Raw genomic sequence first — 17,155 nt, forward strand, 5'->3', positions numbered from 1 at the left:
CGTTCGGCCTCAAAGCGGCGAGAAAAGGTCGACGGCCTGCTGGCCGCGCGGAGGCTGCTGCACTTCCATCAGGCGGCCGCGGCCGCCATAGGAGATGCGAGCTTCGGCGATCTTGTCATAGGAGATCTGGTTGTCGGCATTGACGTCCTGCGGACGCACGATACCGGCGACGTTCAGGATGCGCAGCTCCTGGTTCAGGCGCACCTCCTGCGAGCCCGATATGACGAGGTTGCCGTTTTCGAGAATGCCGGTGACGACGGCCGCGACCAGAAGGGTGAGCTTGTCGGTGCGCTCGATCTTGCCCTTGCCGTCGGTGCTGGTGTCGGAACCGTAGGTCAGGTCGGTCTTGGATTCGGGCGTCCAGCCGAAGATCTGGGCGTTGATGTCCCAGTTCATGCCGCTCGAATTCGTGCGGCTGCGGTTGGTCTCGTTGTCGAAGGAGGCCTTGTCGTTGATCTGGATGTCGACGGTCAGGATGTCGCCGACGTTGAGCGCGCGCGCATCCTTGAACAGGGCGGCCTGCGAATCGCTCCACAGCGAATAGCCCTGCGCGACGGCGCGCGGCTGCTTCGGATAGAGCGCCATCTGCGGCGTCTGACCATAGGCAAGACCGCTGCCGATCGGGCTCATGGCGGGCGCGCGGCCGATCTCGCTGACCGCCGTCGGGGACTGGCAGCCTGCAAGGAGTGCGAGGGCGGCGATCGCGGCCGAAAAACGCATGTTCATGAAGGATCCTTCGACGTATTGGGATCGGACGCACTGGCGATGACGCTGGCGATGACGGCGGCTTTCTGCGGGTCCATCTCGTTGAGGATGAGGCTCGACTGGCGCGGGCCGAGCCGCATGATCACGGCGGAGGCCACCTCGATCTTCATATCCTGCAGCTGGAGTGCGGCCGCATCCGGCTTCATCTTCCTGTAGATTTCGGTGAGACCGGCTTCCGCCTGCTTGAGGAAGTCGTCGCGCCGCTTCAGCCAATCCTGATATTCGGCTTTGCGCTTGTCCATCTCCGCCATGCGGGCGTCGATGTCGGCGCGAAGCCTTTCCAGTTCCTGCTTCTGCAGGAGGTAACGCTGGTCGCGGGCGGGATCGGCGATGTTGGTGCAAAATTGCTTGATCTCGTCCTCGGACGTGATGTCCCCCTCCGGGTGCTGCTGCGCGAAGGCGCCGGGAATCGACAGAAGGATGAGGCCTGCTGCCGGCAGCGCCAGCCGGCGCAGCAGTTGCAGGACCGTCAGGTCGGGGTTCAGGATCATCTTCATTGCAGCACAAGCTCCGCCTGCAGGGCGCCTGCCGATTTGATGCCCTGGAGAATGGCGATGATGCCATCCGGTTTCACGCCGATATTGTTGAGGCCGGCGACAAGGGTCCTGAGGTCGGGACCGTCGATGATGGCGACGCGTCCTCCGGTCTGCTCAGCCGCGATATCGGTCTGCGGCTGGACCGCGGTCCGACCGCGTGAGAAGGGTTCCGGCTGGATGATCTGCGGCGTCTCGGTGACCTGGACCGTCAGAGTGCCGTAGCTGACGGCGACCGGCGAGACGCGGACGTCGGAGCCGATGACGATCGTTCCGGTGCGCTCGTTGATGACAACCTTGGCCGGCGTATCGGTTTCGACGATGAGGTTTTCGACATCGGCCATCAGCCGGGTGAGATCGGCCTGGCGCGGCTTCTGAATCACCACTTCCTGCGAATCCTTGGCTTCGGCGACCGGGCCCCCAAAACGGGCCGAGGCATAACCGTTGACGATGTCGGCGATGCGGATCGCCGTCGAGAAGTCGGGATTGCGCAGCTGCAGGACGAGATTGACCGAATCCTTGAAGCGGGAGGGCAGCTCGCGTTCGATGATGGCGCCGCCCGGCACGCGGCCGGCGGTGGTCACACCTTCGGTCACGGTCGCCGCCTGGCCCTGCGCCTGAAAGCCGGAGACGATGACGGAGCCCTGCGCGACGGCGTAGATCTGGCCGTCGGCACCGGAAAGCGAGGTCATGACGAGCGTGCCGCCGCGCAGCGACGTCGCGTCGCCGAGCGAGCTCACCGTCACGTCGATACGGCTGCCGGGGCTTGCGAAAGGCGGCAGGTTGGCGGTGACCATCACGGCGGCGGTGTTCTTGGCGCTGGACTGGCCGCCCTGCGTCGAGATGCCGAGATTCTGCAGCATCGCCCGCATCGACTGCTCGGTGAAGGGCGACGACCGGAATCCGTCGCCGGTGCCCTGCAGGCCGACGATGAGGCCATAACCGATCAGCTGATTGTCGCGGCCGGCCTGGAGGGATGCAATATCCTTGATGCGCGAAGTCAGCGCCCAGGCGGGCGCGACGTCGGCCATGCTCATGGCGAGAACCGCGGCAAGGGTCAGGAAACGGAACAACAATCTCATTTTGCCCTCACATGGACCGTGCCGTCGGCAAGCACCGTGCCGCTGACGATGACGCCGGAATCCATATTGCGCGCGCGGATGAGCTGCCCGGTGGCGCCGTCTTCGAGCGGCGTGCCGGCGGCCGAGATCGTCATCGCGCCGAGCGAGAAGACCAGGCGGATCGAAGAGCCGCGCGTCACCGTATAGGGCTCGCGCAGACCCGAAACCGCGATCGTGCGGCCCGGCAGCAGCGTGCGCTTGGAGACCAGGCCTTCGACCTGGGAGATGGATTTGGCAAAATCGCCGGCAAGGTTGGGGTTGGTGACCTCAACCTCCTGGAGCTGGCGGGCCGACAATGTATCGCCGGGGTAGATGATTGTCGTCGGGACGACGGCATAACCCATGCCGGCGTCGGCGCCTGCGGGCATGACGATGCCCGCGACTGCGATCATGGCTGCCGCCACCCATCCCGAGATTTGTCCTGCCCGGCAAAACATCATGTTTCGGCCCTTCCCTTTACTTCAGGTTCTTGCTGACGATGGAGGCCATTTCATCAGCGGTGGTGATCACCTTGGAGTTCATTTCGTAAGCGCGCTGGGCCGATATCAGCTCGGTGATTTCCTTCACCGGATCGACGTTCGAGGACTCCAGATAGCCCTGCTTCATGTAGCCGAAGCCTTCCTCGTCGGGATTGCCGACGACGGCCTCGCCGGAGGCGGCGGTTTCCTGGAAGAGGTTGTCGCCGATCGGCTGCAGGCCCGCCTCGTTGACGAAGTCGGCAAGGGTCAGCTGGCCGAGCACGGTCGTATCGGTGGCGCCCGGCAGCTTGACCGAGACCTCGCCGGAGCGGCTGACGGTCAGCTCGGTCGAACCCTGCGGAATGGTGATGCCGGGAAGGACTTCATAACCATCGATCGTGACGAGTTGGCCCTGGTCGTTCTTGTTGAAGGCGCCGGCGCGGGTATAGAGCGTGGTGCCGTCGGTCGACTGGATCTGGAAGAAGCCCTTGCCGATCAGCGCGATGTCGAGATCGTTGCCGGTCTGGGTGAGTTCGCCCTGGAGATGCAGATTGCGCACCGCAGACGTCTGAACGCCGAGACCGATATTGGCGCCTTCGGGAACGACGGCCTGGTTGGCGCGGTTGGCGACGCCCTTGGCGCGTTCGGTCTGATAGAGCAGATCCGTGAACTCGGCGCGGGCGCGCTTGAAGCCTGTGGTGTTGATGTTGGCGATGTTGTTCGCGATGACTTCCAGATTGGTCTGCTGGGCATCCATGCCCGTTGCTGCAATGGCGAGCGCTCTCATGTGTTCGTCCTCAAATCAGTTACATCTGCATCTTGGTGACTTCGAGAAAGGCCGAGACGACCTTGTCGCGGATGGCAATCGCAGTCTGGAGCGTCTGCTCGGCCTGGAGCATGGAATCGACGACTTCACGGGTCGTCGCCGTGCCCTTGATGCCGGCAAAGGACATGCTTTCGGCGCCCTTCAGGCTGTTGACAGCCTCGGTCGCCATGTTGCCCATGACGGAGGCGAAGCTCATGCCGTTGGCCGCACCCGCGGTGCCCGGCATGGTCGTTGCGGACGATGAGGCGGAATTTTCGGTGTCAACGGCGCCGAGCGCACGGGTCATCGAAAGGTTGCTGACATTCTGGACGCTGCTGATCATTTATTATTGGCTCTTCAGAAGATCGATCGTGGACGAAATGAGGTCGCGGGTCTGCTTGATGGTCTGCAGGTTGGCGTCGTAGGAGCGGTTGGCTTCACGCATGTCGGCCATCTCGACCAGGATGTTGACGTTCGGCAGCTTGACAACGCCCTTCTGGTCCGCAGCCGGGTTGCTGGGGTCGAATTCGGTGCTGAAATCACCTTCGTCGACGCCGACCTTCTTGACGTTGACCGTCTCGACGCCGCTTGCGCGGTCCATCTGCTGACCGAAGGTGATCGTCTTGCGGCGATAGGGATCGGCGCCGGGCGTGTCGCCGGTCGAACGGGCGTTGGCGATGTTTTCCGAGACGATGCGCAGACGCGTCGATTGCGCCTCGAGCCCCGAACCGGCAATTTTCATAGCGGCGGAAAGCGGATCCATGACAATTACCTCCTGACGGTCATCAGCATCATGCGGTTGAAGGAGCTGACCAGCGAGGTGTTCAGATCGTACTGGCGTTTGATGTCGCCCGACTTCGAAAGCTCCTCGGCCAGTCCGACGGTGTTGCCGGATTCCTGGATGCCGATCTCCTGGTCGAGCGCAGCGTCCTTGACATCGATATCGGCGCTGTCGCTGAGATCGTTGCCGCTGAAGTGCGCCGGATTGGTGCGCGCCATGGCGATGTCGGACTTGTCCAGGACAGCGTCAAACGGCGTGACGTCCTTGGCGCGGAATTTCGGGGTATTGGCATTCGCGATATTGCCGGCAACAACCTGCTGACGGATCGTCAGCCATTCCGCCTGTCGCGAAGCCAAGTCGAAAAGTTGGATCGGTTGCATGAGAACTCTCCGTTTTTACTAGCCCGAACCTAGTGCGGTAATCTTGCGTGGGACTTACCGGAAATCGGGCTTGGAGGCGCTTTCGGCGAGGTCGCATAAGAGGGGCCGCATAAGAGAAAGGGCTCCTGCCGGTCTGCGGCGGAGCCCCTGTTGCCTTCGGCCTTTGCGAAGCGGTTCAGTCGTTCTTGTAGATCTCACCCTTGGAGGTGATGATCACCCACTTGCCGTCCCGCTGCTCCAGCGTCGCAAGGCGGCTTTCGTCGGGCAGGACCGAGCCGATGCGCACCACATACATGCCCGAGGGATCCTCGATCAGCGCCCGGCCGTTGGAGACATGCAGCAGACGGAAGGAAGACTTGCCGGGGAAAGGTTGCTCCTCCAGCAAGTCGCCGCCATCACGCGCTTTGCCGAGATCGGAGACCGTTGCCGTCGTCAGCGGATCGACCGGCGGAACCTTCTTGGCCGCCTCGTTCTTGTTGACCATGGCCAGCGGCGAGACGCTGAATACGTTGCGGGCCGGCCAATCCGGCAGTTCGCGCGAATTGCTGCTGGCGGCGACGTTGATGCCGAACTTGTCGGCGTTGAAGAAGACGTACCAGGGGAAAAAGGCCGAAGCGCCGGCAAGCGCCAGGCCGGTGTAGGTGAGAAACCGATCCAGCATGGCGCCCTTCCTGCGCTGCTTCAGCGAAGCGATGCGTTCGTCGTCGAATTCAGCCACGTCTATCTCCTCTGGATGGGTGCGCCCGGATTGCCCATGCCGGCTGCGGCCTTCAGCGCGCCGGCGAGATCGGCAAAGGCGTCGACCGACTGACGATCGCCCGGCGCCTGTTTCAGGACGTCGTAAATGATGGGGACCTGCTTGACCGCCATGTCGAGATCGGGATCGGCGCCCTGGCGGTAACCGCCGATCAGGCGCAGGTCTCGCGTTTCCTCGAAGCGGTGGATCAACACTTTCAGCCGCGACACCAGCTTTTCCTGGTCCGGCGTCCAGGCCTTGCGGGCAAGACGCGAGATCGAGGCGAGCGGATCGATCGGCGGATAACGCCCTTCTTCGGCGAGGCTGCGCTGCAGGACGATATGGCCGTCGAGGATGCCGCGCGTCGAATCGGCGATCGGGTCGTTGTGGTTGTCGCCGTCGACGAGGATCGAGATGATCGCGGTGATCGTGCCGGCGCCCTCGGGGCCTGGACCGGCGCGTTCGAGCAGGCGCGGCAGTTCGGTGAAGACCGACGCGGGATAGCCGCGCGCGATCGGCGGCTCGCCGGAGGCGGTTGCCACCTCGCGGATCGCGTGGGCGAAACGGGTGACGCTGTCGACGATGAAGAGGACGTTCTCGCCCTTGTCGCGGAAATGCTCGGCAATGGTGATCGCCGTCAGCGGCGCCATCTTGCGCAGCATCGGGCTCTCGTCGCTGGTCGCGACGATGGCGATCGCCTTCTTCATATTGCTGCCGAGCGTATCCTCGATGAATTCGCGCACCTCGCGGCCGCGTTCGCCGACGAGCGCGATGACGACCTTGTCGAAGGCGTCGGCGCGGGCGAGCATGGACAGAAGCGTCGACTTGCCGACACCCGATCCGGCGAAAATGCCGAGGCGCTGCCCGAGGCAGAGCGGCGAGAAGATGTCGATCGCGCGCACGCCGGTCTTGAAGCCGGTCCCGACCCGCTGGCGGGTCATCGACGGCGGCGCGGTATTGGAGATCGAGCGGCGATCGAGGCCCTCGACGATCGGACCGAGCCCGTCGATCGGCTCGCAAAGCGAGTTGATGGTGCGCCCGCACCAGCTGTCGGACGGCGAAATGCGGAAGGCGCCCTTGCGGATGACGGTATCATCGATGCCGATCGGCTCGCCGGGTTCGATCGGGCAGACGTAGATCAGCTCCGGCTCGACACGAACGACCTCGCCGAGATGGACGCCGGAGGCGGATTTATGCGCCACGAACTCGCCGAGACGAACATGGCGGGAAAGACCGCGAACGGTGTAGTGGCCGGCGGCGATGGTCTGCACGCGACCGCCATGGGCAACCGCGAACTCCGGCAATGCATATTGCTCGACGAGACCTGCCAGATGTGCCAGCTTCGGGGAGAGGCCATCCTCGGACAGTAGCGTGCTCATGCTTCAATCCCACCGGAAGATGCGACGCATTTTCGGTCTTTGTTCCTATGCATGTCGTCCTCCCAAAACCGCTGGACACTTTTGGGCGACATGCATTAGCGGCTGCCCCCAAGCGTCTGGACGGCTTCCTTGAACGAATCCTCGCTGTCGCGCATCAGTGATGAGATGCTTTCAAAGGCGCGGTTGACTTCGATCAGCTGGGTGATCTCGCGCATGGCGTTGACGTTGGAGTTTTCCAGATATCCCTGCTCGACGCCGACATTGAAGCGGTCGACGACGGCGCGCGGCTGATCGGTGGTCATGATGCCGCTGTTTTCGTAGCGCAGGTAACCCTTGCTGATATCGGCCTCGAACAGCCCGAGCGATCCGACCTGACGGCCGGCCTGATAGATGACGCCGTCGGTGCCGACCGCCGGCTCGCCGGCTTTCGTATCGAGCTGGATCGGCGCGCCGCCAGCGTCGAGAACCGGATATCCCCGGATCGAGACGAGCTCGCCGGTCTCCTTGATCGTGAAGCGGCCGTCGCGCGTCAGCACGCGGCCGGCCGGCGTATCGAGCGAGAACCAGGCGTCGCCTTTGACGGCGAAATCGAGCATGTTGCCGGTATGTTGTAACTCGCCGCTCTGCTCGTTCAGATAATCATTGCCCTGGGAGACGAAGGCAACCTTGGTGTTCAGCTTGTTCTTGGTGGCGGCCACCATCTCGTCGAACTTCACCTCGGTGGCGCGAAAGCCGGTCGTGTTCACGTTGGCCATGTTGTCGGCGATGGTGTTCAGGCGCTTTTCGAGCGCCATCTGCGACGACAGAGAAACGTAAAGACCGGATTGCATGTCGGAAAGCTCCAAGCATTGGCGATGAACGGAACGAAAAGCCGGGCGTCGTCTGATCTGGTTCGGCCGGAATTTCGCTGAGGCGGCATCTCAGAAACGGGCGCGAACGCCCATTCGTCTCCTTCAGATTGACGGCAGATGCTTGCGCGAAGCTGGCACGCTGAAATGCCCGCATGCGGCCGTTTCATCAGCCTCACGCAAGGCAGAAACCCTATCCGTCTCAAAGAAAAGCAACGTTCAGATTGGGCTGACGATGAACATCATTATCGGATTTATAGTGACTTGCGGCTGTGTCATCGGCAGCTTCATGGCGATGGGCGGCCACGTGGAAGCACTGTTCCAGCCGTTCGAATTCGTCATCATCGGCGGCGCGGGTCTCGGCAGCTTCATCATGGCAAACCCGATGAAGGTGGTGAAGGATTCCGGCAAGGCGCTCGGGGAGGCCTTCAAGCACGCCGTGCCGAAGGAGCGCAATTATCTCGACACGCTCGGCGTGCTCTATTCGCTGATGCGTGACCTGCGCACCAAGTCGCGAAACGAAATCGAAGCCCATATCGACAATCCGGCCGAATCGACGATCTTCCAGCAGGCACCCACGGTTCTGAAGAACAAGGAGCTGACGGCGTTCATCTGCGATTACGTCCGCCTGATCATCATCGGCAATGCGCGCAGCCACGAAATCGAGGCGCTGATGGATGAAGAGCTCAACACCATCATGCACGACAAGATGAAGCCCTACCATGCGATCCAGATCATGGGCGACTCTTTCCCGGCGATCGGTATCGTCGCGGCCGTTCTCGGCGTCATCAAGGCGATGGCCCACATCAACGATTCGCCCGAAGTGCTCGGCCACCTGATCGGCTCGGCGCTCGTCGGCACCTTCCTCGGCATTCTCTTGTCCTACTGCCTCTGCTCGCCGCTGGTCTCCCAGATCAAGGTCGTCCGCAACAAGCAGCACCGCCTCTACGTCATCGTCAAGCAGACTCTGCTGGCCTATATGAACGGTTCGGTGCCGCAGGTGGCTCTCGAATACGGCCGCAAGACGATCTCGGCCTACGAGCGTCCGTCCATCGACGCAGTCGAACAGGAAATGATGAACCCAGGCGGCGAAAACAAGGCGGCTTAAATGACCATGAGCGATGCTTCGCATGACAAACCGGCAATGGATCCTGCCCTTCTCGCCAAGCTGACCGGCGGGCTTGGCGACAGGGGCAGAGTATCCAAGATCTGCAGCGCCTTCGGAGAGGTCTACAGCGAGTTCTTTCCCGACGTCATCAAAAGCGAGACCGGCCTCGATGTGACGGTCAACTATCTCGGCTGCGAGATCGGCTACAAGAACCACCTGATCGACGACCTCAGCGCCAACGTCACCCTCGTCGATGCGACCTTGCGCAACTGGTCGCAGAACGTCACGCTTGCCTGCGGCAATGGTTTCGTCATCACGCTGATGGAGCACCTGCTCGGCGCCACCGCCGATACGATCGAGGAACCGGCCGACCGGCTGCTCTCGATCATCGAACTCGATCTGGCGGTCATGGTCTTCGACAAGATCGCCAAGGTGCTGCGCTCGGCGGTCAACGCGCCGGGCGGTTTCGAACCAAGCCTTTCGGCCCCGCACGCCCATGACACGCGCCCCCGGCCGGCGGAAGACAAGCCGGACGAATTCGCCGCCGCCATCAACATGTCGATCACGCTCGCCGGCATCGTTTCGGAATTCTCGTTGATCGTTCCGCAAACGGCGCTGCTGAAGACCCAGGTGACGCCGCCGAAGCCGAAGCGTCAGGCCGGCGGCGCCTCTCCGGAATGGACCGAACAGCTCGGCGATCAGGTCCGCCGCTCGCATGTCACGCTCGAGGCCAGAATCAGGCTGCAGGACCTGACGCTGCGTACGATATCGAAGCTGATGGTCGGCGACGTCATCCCCTTCCGCGACACCGGCGAAGTACGCGTCGAGGTCAGCGCCAACAGCAAGGAATTGTATATCTGCGAGTTCGGGCGCTCAGGCGAAAACTACATGGTCCGCGTCAAGGATACGATGAACTCGGATGACGAACTCATCCGTCATTTAATGAATTAGTCGGTTCTCTGGCTTTTGGGCTGCAAAGGCAGTTTGAGGCAAGTTTCAACTGGAATAGTGATTTCATGGCTACGAAGAAAACACAGCAGAACAGTGACCTCTCCCTGGATGTGCCGGGCAGCGAAGCGGATCTCGACCAGGCGATCGACGATCTGCGCGGCGTGCTGAAGCAGGATGCCGATGGCGACCTGTCGCAGTTTGGCGGCGACCTGGAGAACGATGCCTTCGGAGCAGGAACGGATCTGGCCGCCTTTGGCGGCGAGATTTCGGATTCCCCTTTCGGCGGCGACGATTTCGGCGGCGATTTCGGCGCTGGCAATGCCAGCCCGGCGGCAGGCATGGATTTCGGCGGCAGCTCTTCGTTCGAGGCGTCGCCGGCGCCGCTCGGCAGCGCGCTGACTTCGAACTTCGAAATGATCATGGACATTCCGATCGATGTCCAGATCATGCTCGGCACCAGCCGGATGCAGGTCTCCGGCCTGATGAATCTCAACGAAGGAGCGACGATCGCTCTCGACAAGAAAATCGGCGAACCTGTCGAGATCATGGTGAACGGCCGCAGGATTGCACGCGGCGAGATCACGGTGCTTGATTACGACGACACCCGATTCGGCGTGAAACTGATAGAAGTTTTGAGTACAAAAAAAGCCTGATCCCTGTGGGGACGGAGAGGTTAGACCATGATGGACTTTGACGATTTCGGCGGCGCGCTAGCCGGGAAACCGTTGACCCAGGCTGAAAAGGCGGCGGCGGTCCTTCTCGCCATGGGAAAGGGCGTCGCCGGCCGGCTGTTGAAATATTTCACCCAGGCCGAGCTGCAGACCATTATCGCATCTGCCCAGTCGCTACGCGCCATTCCGCCGGACGAGCTTTTGATGCTCGTCGGCGAATTCGAAGACCTCTTTACCGAGGGCGCCGGACTGATGGACAATGCCAAGGCGATCGAGGCCATTCTGGAAGAAGGCCTGACGCCCGACGAGGTCGACAGCCTGCTCGGCCGCCGCACGGCATTCCAGGCCTACGAAACCTCCATCTGGGATCGCCTCAGCGAGGCCGAGCCGGCTTTCGTCGCCCAGTTCCTGCTGCGCGAACATCCGCAGACCGTCGCCTATATCCTTTCGATGATGCCCTCCTCCTTCGGCGCCAAGGTGCTGCTGCAGCTTCCCGACAACCGTCGCGCCGACATCATGAACCGCACGGTCAACATGAAGACCGTCAGCCCGAAGGCTGCGCAGATCATCGAAAACCAGGTGATGACGCTGCTTGCCGAGGTCGAGGCGGAACGCAACGCCGCCGGCTCGACGAAGGTCGCCGATCTCATGAACGAGCTCGACAAGCCGCAGGTCGACACGCTGCTCACCTCGCTCGAATCGATCAGCCGCGAATCCGTCAACAAGGTCCGCCCGAAGATCTTCCTGTTCGAGGACCTGATGTACATGCCGCAGCGCAGCCGCGTCCTGCTGCTCAACGACATCTCGACGGATGTGCTCACCGTCTCGCTGCGCGGTTCGCCGCCCGAGATCCGCGAATCGGTTCTCTCGGCCATCAGTCCGCGCCAGCGCCGCATGATCGAATCGGATCTGCAGAGCGGCATGGGCGGCGTCAATCCGCGCGAGATCGCCATTGCCCGGCGCGCCGTGGCACAGGAAGCGATTCGCCTGGCCAACGCAGGTCAGATCGAGCTCAAGGAGAAGGAAGGCGACGCTTCGGCAGCGGCCTGATCTTCCGAGACTGTTGACAAATCCGGCCGCCCGAAAGGCGGCTGTTGATCACCGTGCAACAGGCGACTACCCTTCGTCGATAGGCCGCGCTCTATAGCGTGTCGCAGAAAACCCGGTTTTCGCGACGCGCTACAGCTCTTTGTTTTGGTGCATGTCGTCATCCCAAAACCGCTGCCCTTGGGTGGCATGCATTCGCTGCGGCCTGTTACTTTGACGGAGGGCCGCGACTTGGCAGACGATGACAAGGACAGCAAAACAGAAGCCCCGACCGCGAAAAAGCAAAGCGATGCCGCGGAAAAGGGCAATGTGCCGTTTTCGCGCGAGCTGTCGATCTTCGCGACCATCCTTGCCACCTTCATCTATCTGGTGTTCTTCCTTCCCGAAAGCGTTGGGCGCATGAGCGAAATGCTGCGCGATATCTTCGAGCAGCCCGATCAATGGAAGATCGAAACGGGGCCGGATGTCCTGGCGCTCTTCGTGCGGCTCGGCTGGGCAATCGCTGCGCTGCTGGCGCCTGCCTTCATCCTGCTCATGGTGTTCGGCGTCGCCTCGTCGATCTTCCAGAACCTGCCGACGCCTGTGCTGGAACGCATCAGGCCGCAGGCTTCGCGCATCTCGCCGATCAAGGGCTGGTCACGGCTCTTCAGCCTGCCCGGCCTCGTCGAGTTCGGAAAGTCGCTGTTCAAGGTCGTCGTCGTCGGAGTGATTCTGTTCTTCGTGCTGAGGAGCGAATATTTCGGCTCGATCGACGCGATGTTCTCCGATCCGCAGACGATCCTCGTCAGGATGATGACGGCGATGCGCAAGATCATCATCGTCATGCTGATCGCCACCGCGATCGTAGCGATCGCCGATTTTTTCTGGACGCGCCATCATTGGTTCACCGAACTCAAGATGACGCGCCACGAAGTGAAGGAAGAAAACAAGCAGGCGCAGGGGGATCCCTTTGTCAAAAGCCGGCAGCGCTCGCTGATGCGCGACCGCGCGCGCCGGCGCATGATCGCCAACGTGCACCGCGCAACGCTCGTCATCGCCAACCCGACGCACTACGCCGTGGCACTGCGTTACGCGCGTGAGGAGAACGACGCCCCGGTGGTGCTGGCGAAGGGCCAGGACCTCATTGCGCTGAAGATCAGGGAGATTGCCGAGCAGAACGGCATCCCGGTGTTCGAAGATCCGCCGCTTGCGCGCTCCATGTTTGCGCAAGTCTCGGTCGATAGTGTCATACCGTCAGTCTTCTATAAGGCCGTTGCGGAGCTCATACACAGGGTCTACGCCGCAGACGCCAAGAACAAACGGGTAAGATAAGCCGAATGAAAAAATGCCCTCACTCTGCCCAGCGTGAAAAGATCCTCGCAGACGCGATCAGCCCGGTCGCCACCGAACTGCGCCTTCTGGATGCCTCTGACCTTATTTCACTGCTGCGCTTCGAGTATTACGGCAATCTGGCCGATCTCGTCGCTTCGGCCGCGGAGCTTTTCTTTCATCCGGGCACAGTCAATTTCGGCCTGGGCGGAAACTATACGCTGGAATGGGGCGGCAAGCCGGAAGTCGTTCTCGACCTGGAAATCAAGCCGCGCGGCGTCACCGTCTATGCCCAGCTCACCCTTGCCGAGGATCATGCCGGCATTGAAATCAACCACATCGCCTTCCAGGATCCCTCTCCCGACCCCGACGAGAATACCGTCTTCCTGGAAAGGAGCCTTCGGCAAGCCCGCTACAGCGTGAAACCACCGCGCGCATTCGCCAGCTGACCGCCCTCAATCAATCAAGCTTTGCGCTGTCTTTCATGAAAGGCGGCAGGCGCTGCTCAGCTGATGTAGCCGAGCCGGATCGCCTTGGCGATCGCCTGAATGCGGTTGACGGAATCGAGCTTGATCGTCGCCGAGCCGAGATAGGCGTTGACCGTGTGCACGGACAGGCCGAGCTTCTCGGCGATCTCTTCGCTGATGCGACCATCACCGGCAAGCTGAAGACAGGCGATCTCGCGCTCGCTCAGCGCCTCGGCGGCGCCCGTGCGGCGTTCGTCGAGCGAGAGCAGGTCCATCATGATATGGCAGCAGCGGCCGTGCAGCTCGACGATCATGTCGCTCGAAAGATCGATATCATCGCCGGTAAACAGGATGAAGCCATTGCCGACGGCGCCGAGCCGCACCGGAAAGGCAAGACCTGAAAAAGGCAGGATGCCGTCCTTCAAGCGCGTCATGAACGGCGCGAAGTCGGCCGGGCCAGGGGCCGCCCGGTCGTGAGCACCGGCCCATGAAAGCGGCAGCAGCGACTTTTCGATATGATCGAGAAGGATATCGCCATAGGCATCCGTGAAGGCCTTGCCGAAACCGGCATTGGAAGATCCCCAGTTCTCGAGCTCGCAGACGAGGCGCTGCTTTGCCGGCAGGCCGGAGCCGCTGACGCGATAGATGGCGAAGCCTTGAGCATCGGCGAGTTTCTGCATCGCGATCAGCCGCGGAAAAAGATCGGACCGGCTGGAAATCCTGTTCACCCGCACCATGCGCAGCGGATCGGCGCCATTCATCAGCCTGCTTGATGGATGCCCCATGGATTCCCCCTATACGAGATTGTTGCGGACCGCGAAGGCAATGGCCTCCGACCGGGTCTTGGTCGCCGTCTTGCGCATCACGCTGGTGATGTAGTTGTTGATCGTGTTGCGGGAGATTCCGAGGATCATCGCGATCTCGTCGCTGGTCTTGCCCTCGGCGATCCAGAACAGGCATTCCAGCTCGCGGTCGGTCAGTTCGAAATCGCGGTCGACTCTGGCGCCGCCGCAGCGCAGGAAGCTCGCGACATAGCCGGCAAGCAGGCCGACATCCCGCAGCCGCTCCGGCGACAGGATGAACCCTTCGCCGAACAGGAACATCAAGGCCAGCCGCGAGCGGCCGACATTGAAGGTCAATGAACAATATTGGCGGCTGGCGCCCTCCGGCACGTCGGCGCTCTCGGGCAGCAGCGCAAAATTCGGCTGGAAGACCTGCATGCATTTTTCCAGCTCGGTGGAGCGGGCATAGCCGCTGACGAGATTGTTGGCGATGTCCTTGACCAGGTCGAAGGGCCAATCCGAGGCGACGACGAAATCGAGGCCGCTTTCCTGAATGAGATCACAACGCGCCAGGAGATAGTGCGAGGCGCCGACATATTCCGTCAGGGCGCGCAAACCGGACTGCAACCTGCCAGTGCTGGCGACACTGTGCAGCCGCTGGATCAGCTCATCGCGCGGCAACAGAGCCGGCGCCACTGCGCTTGCGAAATTTATCATCTGCCTCTCGCCTTTGCTCGCCTGAAATATATTCATATCCATTGGCAACGTCCTGCGGCTGAGAAACGATCACACTCGGTGCAACGGCAATTTTTCTGTAAAGGATTCAATTCAAGTCCCGCGGGAATCCCATTTCGAATCACCCAAGGGTAAGCCAGCCGATGTAAAGTACCATCTCCGACTTCTGGGGATTTACTTTCGCCGCCGTCCATGCCCTGATTCGAATGCCGATCATGCCTCTCTAGACACGGTCAAGGCTACGGTGATTCTGGCTGTACCGCAACTTGATTCGCGTTTTACGCGAGTGCGCTCGCGGCTTTATCCACCTCGCTGAACGCGCCTTACCGGCCTTTGCGGGAACCGGCAAGCCCCCTGACTGGAAAGCCCGGCACGAACGTGAAAAAGGCCGGTTTCCCGGCCCTTTCTTATGCTGCCTCGTCGATCGCCCATTTTCGGAGGATTTTCGCGGCGCGTTCCTCGTTGATCTCGACCATGCGGGAGAGCTTGCGTTCCGGGCCTTCTTTGACGCGGCGGTTGAAGTTGCCGTCGTCGTCGCCGAGGCTGAGCAGATCCTCGGTGCTGTCGAAGCCGAAGTCGGATCCGAAGCCGTCCATGAGAGCGCCTCCGGGCGCACCTGCCGCCGGCGCGAAGTCCGGGAGCTCGAGGCCGGCCGCTTCCGGCGTGGCGTCGCCGAGAACCGCGCCTGCACCGTTGCCGTTGACGCTGCGGACCAGGGGACGCAGGCCCATCCAGACCACCACGAAGGCGACCGCGACGAAGGCGAGCGAGTTGATGATGCCGGCAAGATTGCGGCTCAGCATGTCCATGACCCGGACACCGCCGGTGGCGTCTTCGAGCAGCTGATTTTCGAGGAAGTCCATGGCCGTGACGGTGACGACGTCGCCGCGCTTGGCGTCGATGCCGGCGGCCGAAGCGACGATCTTCTGCATTTCGGCGAGATAGGCGTCGACCTTGGCCTGATCGGCAGGCTCGCCGACCATCTTGGCGATGCGGCCCTTGTTGACCACCACGGCGATCGACAGCTTTTCGACCTTATAGCTGTTGCGGGTCGTCGCCGTCGTCTTGCTGTTGATTTCGTAGTTGGTCTGCTCTTCGCGCTTGTCGGACTTGTCCTGCGATTCCGGGCCACTGGCGCCGCCGGCGTCGGGGGCTGCCTGCGGAATGTTCTGTTCGACCGTCGTCGCGTTGTCGGACTGCTTCTGCTGCGACTGCTGGGCTTCCTTCGTCGAGCGCACCGAGCGTTCGACCTTGGATTCGGGGTCGTAGGTCGTTTCCTGGATCTGCTGGGCGTCGGTATTCAAGTCGGCGGTGACGCTGGAGCGGAAGTTGTCCATGCCGAGGAACGGCGCCAGCGCCTTGTCAATGTTGGATTCGACTTCCTGCTGAACGTTCTGGACGATGTTGAGCGAGCGGTTCAGCGAGCTGTTACTCGCCTCGTCGCCGGACGCAAGCAGCTGGCCGGCGGAATCGAGGATCGTCACGTCATCGACGTCGAGCCCCGGCACGGCCGAGGCGACGAGATGGCGGATCGAAGTCGCCGCGCCGCGCCCGGTGGCCGCACTGGCGCGAATCATCACGGAAGCCGTCGGTTTCTGCTCCGCCTTGCGGAAGTTCCCGACCTCCGGCATGACGATATGGACGCGCGCGGCTGTTATGCCCGAGATCGACTGGATGGTGCGTGCGATTTCGCCTTCCAGCGCGCGAACCCGCGTCACTTCCTGCATGAAGGAGGTCAGGCCGAGCGAGCCGACATTGTCGAAGAGTTCATAACCGGCATTGGCGCTGTTCGGCAGGCCGCGCTCGGCAAGCAACAGGCGGGCCTTACCCGTCATGCCTGCCGGGACGCTGATGCTGGCGCCGTCCGTGCCGACCTGGAAATCGACGTTGGCTTCGGCAAGCGCCATGCTGATCTGGTTGAGATCGGGAGCGTCGAGACCGACGTAGAGCGTTTCCTGTGCCGGTTTGTTGACGAAAAGGGCAGCCGCAAGGACGATTGCGATGGAAACGGCGCCGACGCCACCCAGAATCATCAGGCGCGTCCGGCCCAGGGCACCAAAGTTCTTAAAGATCTGAACTAATTGATTTAACAGATTCATTCTGTTCTCGCACAATCCGTCAAAGACAAAGCAGGCTTATTGCCTCATCTGACGAATAATCGGCGAAACTTGTGCGAGCGTTTCGTGAAGAGCGCGCGAGAGCGAAAGACTCAAGCCCGTCATGCAGCGATTTTGCGAGAACGACCTCGGTTAAACGAAGGCCCAAGGCGGGAGAAGCGAC

Annotated in this window: 20 protein-coding genes; 6 read left to right on the forward strand and 14 right to left on the reverse strand. The window is 61.8% G+C overall.

Annotated elements, in window-relative coordinates; translation table 11 throughout:
- Positions 1-9: 9 nt before the first annotated feature.
- From flgH to flgF, 11 genes are all read right to left on the reverse strand, one after another.
- The gene (gene flgH / locus CO671_RS08975) at positions 10-726 is read right to left on the reverse strand and encodes a flagellar basal body L-ring protein FlgH (RefSeq protein ID WP_097605638.1); all 717 of its coding nucleotides are present in this window, start codon (positions 724-726) and stop codon (positions 10-12) included.
- Complete coding sequence (locus tag CO671_RS08980) at positions 723-1,262, reverse strand: MotE family protein (RefSeq protein ID WP_097605639.1); 540 nt, start codon at positions 1,260-1,262, stop codon at positions 723-725. The genes flgH and CO671_RS08980 overlap by 4 nt, the downstream gene beginning before the upstream one ends.
- Positions 1,259-2,380: a flagellar basal body P-ring protein FlgI gene (locus tag CO671_RS08985; RefSeq protein WP_097605640.1), complete on the reverse strand. Its 1,122-nt coding sequence runs from the start codon at positions 2,378-2,380 to the stop codon at positions 1,259-1,261. The genes CO671_RS08980 and CO671_RS08985 overlap by 4 nt, the downstream gene beginning before the upstream one ends.
- Positions 2,377-2,859, reverse strand: coding sequence for a flagellar basal body P-ring formation chaperone FlgA (gene flgA, locus CO671_RS08990; RefSeq protein WP_097605641.1), 483 nt, complete (start codon positions 2,857-2,859; stop codon positions 2,377-2,379). The genes CO671_RS08985 and flgA overlap by 4 nt, the downstream gene beginning before the upstream one ends.
- A 16-nt stretch (positions 2,860-2,875) precedes the next feature.
- Entirely contained in the window at positions 2,876-3,664 is a 789-nt protein-coding gene (gene flgG / locus CO671_RS08995) for a flagellar basal-body rod protein FlgG (RefSeq protein ID WP_064681134.1), read from the reverse strand.
- Positions 3,665-3,683: 19 nt separating this feature from the next.
- Positions 3,684-4,025, reverse strand: coding sequence for a flagellar hook-basal body complex protein FliE (locus CO671_RS09000; protein ID WP_010029464.1), 342 nt, complete (start codon positions 4,023-4,025; stop codon positions 3,684-3,686).
- Positions 4,026-4,028: 3 nt separating this feature from the next.
- Positions 4,029-4,445 (reverse strand): flagellar basal body rod protein FlgC, encoded by a 417-nt coding sequence (gene flgC, locus CO671_RS09005; RefSeq protein WP_010029463.1) that lies wholly within the window; start codon positions 4,443-4,445, stop codon positions 4,029-4,031.
- A gap of 5 nt (positions 4,446-4,450) precedes the next feature.
- On the reverse strand, positions 4,451-4,843 hold the full coding sequence (gene flgB / locus CO671_RS09010) for a flagellar basal body rod protein FlgB (RefSeq protein ID WP_097605642.1): 393 nt from the start codon (positions 4,841-4,843) through the stop codon (positions 4,451-4,453).
- Positions 4,844-5,018: 175 nt separating this feature from the next.
- Entirely contained in the window at positions 5,019-5,561 is a 543-nt protein-coding gene (locus CO671_RS09015) for a hypothetical protein (protein ID WP_064681137.1), read from the reverse strand.
- 2 nt (positions 5,562-5,563) lie between these two features.
- Positions 5,564-6,958 (reverse strand): flagellar protein export ATPase FliI, encoded by a 1,395-nt coding sequence (gene fliI, locus CO671_RS09020; protein WP_097605643.1) that lies wholly within the window; start codon positions 6,956-6,958, stop codon positions 5,564-5,566.
- A 95-nt stretch (positions 6,959-7,053) separates the two neighbouring features.
- Entirely contained in the window at positions 7,054-7,788 is a 735-nt protein-coding gene (gene flgF, locus CO671_RS09025) for a flagellar basal-body rod protein FlgF (RefSeq protein WP_010030152.1), read from the reverse strand.
- 253 nt (positions 7,789-8,041) lie between these two features.
- On the opposite strand from flgF, the gene motA reads away from it, so the two are divergent.
- The 6 genes from motA (at position 8,042) to CO671_RS09055 (ending at position 13,340) form a co-directional block, all read left to right on the forward strand.
- Positions 8,042-8,914, forward strand: coding sequence for a flagellar motor stator protein MotA (motA, locus tag CO671_RS09030; protein ID WP_009993223.1), 873 nt, complete (start codon positions 8,042-8,044; stop codon positions 8,912-8,914).
- The gene (locus tag CO671_RS09035; protein ID WP_097605644.1) at positions 8,915-9,865 is read left to right on the forward strand and encodes a FliM/FliN family flagellar motor switch protein; all 951 of its coding nucleotides are present in this window, start codon (positions 8,915-8,917) and stop codon (positions 9,863-9,865) included.
- Between the two features lie 65 nt (positions 9,866-9,930).
- The gene (gene fliN / locus CO671_RS09040; protein WP_097605645.1) at positions 9,931-10,518 is read left to right on the forward strand and encodes a flagellar motor switch protein FliN; all 588 of its coding nucleotides are present in this window, start codon (positions 9,931-9,933) and stop codon (positions 10,516-10,518) included.
- A gap of 27 nt (positions 10,519-10,545) precedes the next feature.
- The gene (fliG, locus tag CO671_RS09045) at positions 10,546-11,586 is read left to right on the forward strand and encodes a flagellar motor switch protein FliG (RefSeq protein ID WP_010029728.1); all 1,041 of its coding nucleotides are present in this window, start codon (positions 10,546-10,548) and stop codon (positions 11,584-11,586) included.
- Positions 11,587-11,814: 228 nt separating this feature from the next.
- The gene (gene flhB, locus CO671_RS09050; RefSeq protein ID WP_097605646.1) at positions 11,815-12,894 is read left to right on the forward strand and encodes a flagellar biosynthesis protein FlhB; all 1,080 of its coding nucleotides are present in this window, start codon (positions 11,815-11,817) and stop codon (positions 12,892-12,894) included.
- A gap of 5 nt (positions 12,895-12,899) precedes the next feature.
- On the forward strand, positions 12,900-13,340 hold the full coding sequence (locus CO671_RS09055) for a hypothetical protein (protein ID WP_010030050.1): 441 nt from the start codon (positions 12,900-12,902) through the stop codon (positions 13,338-13,340).
- 56 nt (positions 13,341-13,396) lie between these two features.
- Here CO671_RS09055 and CO671_RS09060 read toward each other — a convergent pair whose 3' ends face one another.
- The 3 genes from CO671_RS09060 to fliF all read right to left on the reverse strand — a co-directional run bounded on the left by CO671_RS09060 (position 13,397) and on the right by fliF (position 16,974).
- Positions 13,397-14,143, reverse strand: coding sequence for a helix-turn-helix transcriptional regulator (locus CO671_RS09060; protein ID WP_097605647.1), 747 nt, complete (start codon positions 14,141-14,143; stop codon positions 13,397-13,399).
- Between the two features lie 9 nt (positions 14,144-14,152).
- Entirely contained in the window at positions 14,153-14,899 is a 747-nt protein-coding gene (locus CO671_RS09065; RefSeq protein WP_097605648.1) for a helix-turn-helix transcriptional regulator, read from the reverse strand.
- A 383-nt stretch (positions 14,900-15,282) separates the two neighbouring features.
- Positions 15,283-16,974: a flagellar basal-body MS-ring/collar protein FliF gene (gene fliF / locus CO671_RS09070; protein ID WP_097605649.1), complete on the reverse strand. Its 1,692-nt coding sequence runs from the start codon at positions 16,972-16,974 to the stop codon at positions 15,283-15,285.
- Positions 16,975-17,155 lie beyond the last annotated feature (181 nt).

The organism is Rhizobium sp. M10 (assembly GCF_002531955.1).
Classification (GTDB): Bacteria; Pseudomonadota; Alphaproteobacteria; order Rhizobiales; family Rhizobiaceae; genus Rhizobium; species Rhizobium etli_C.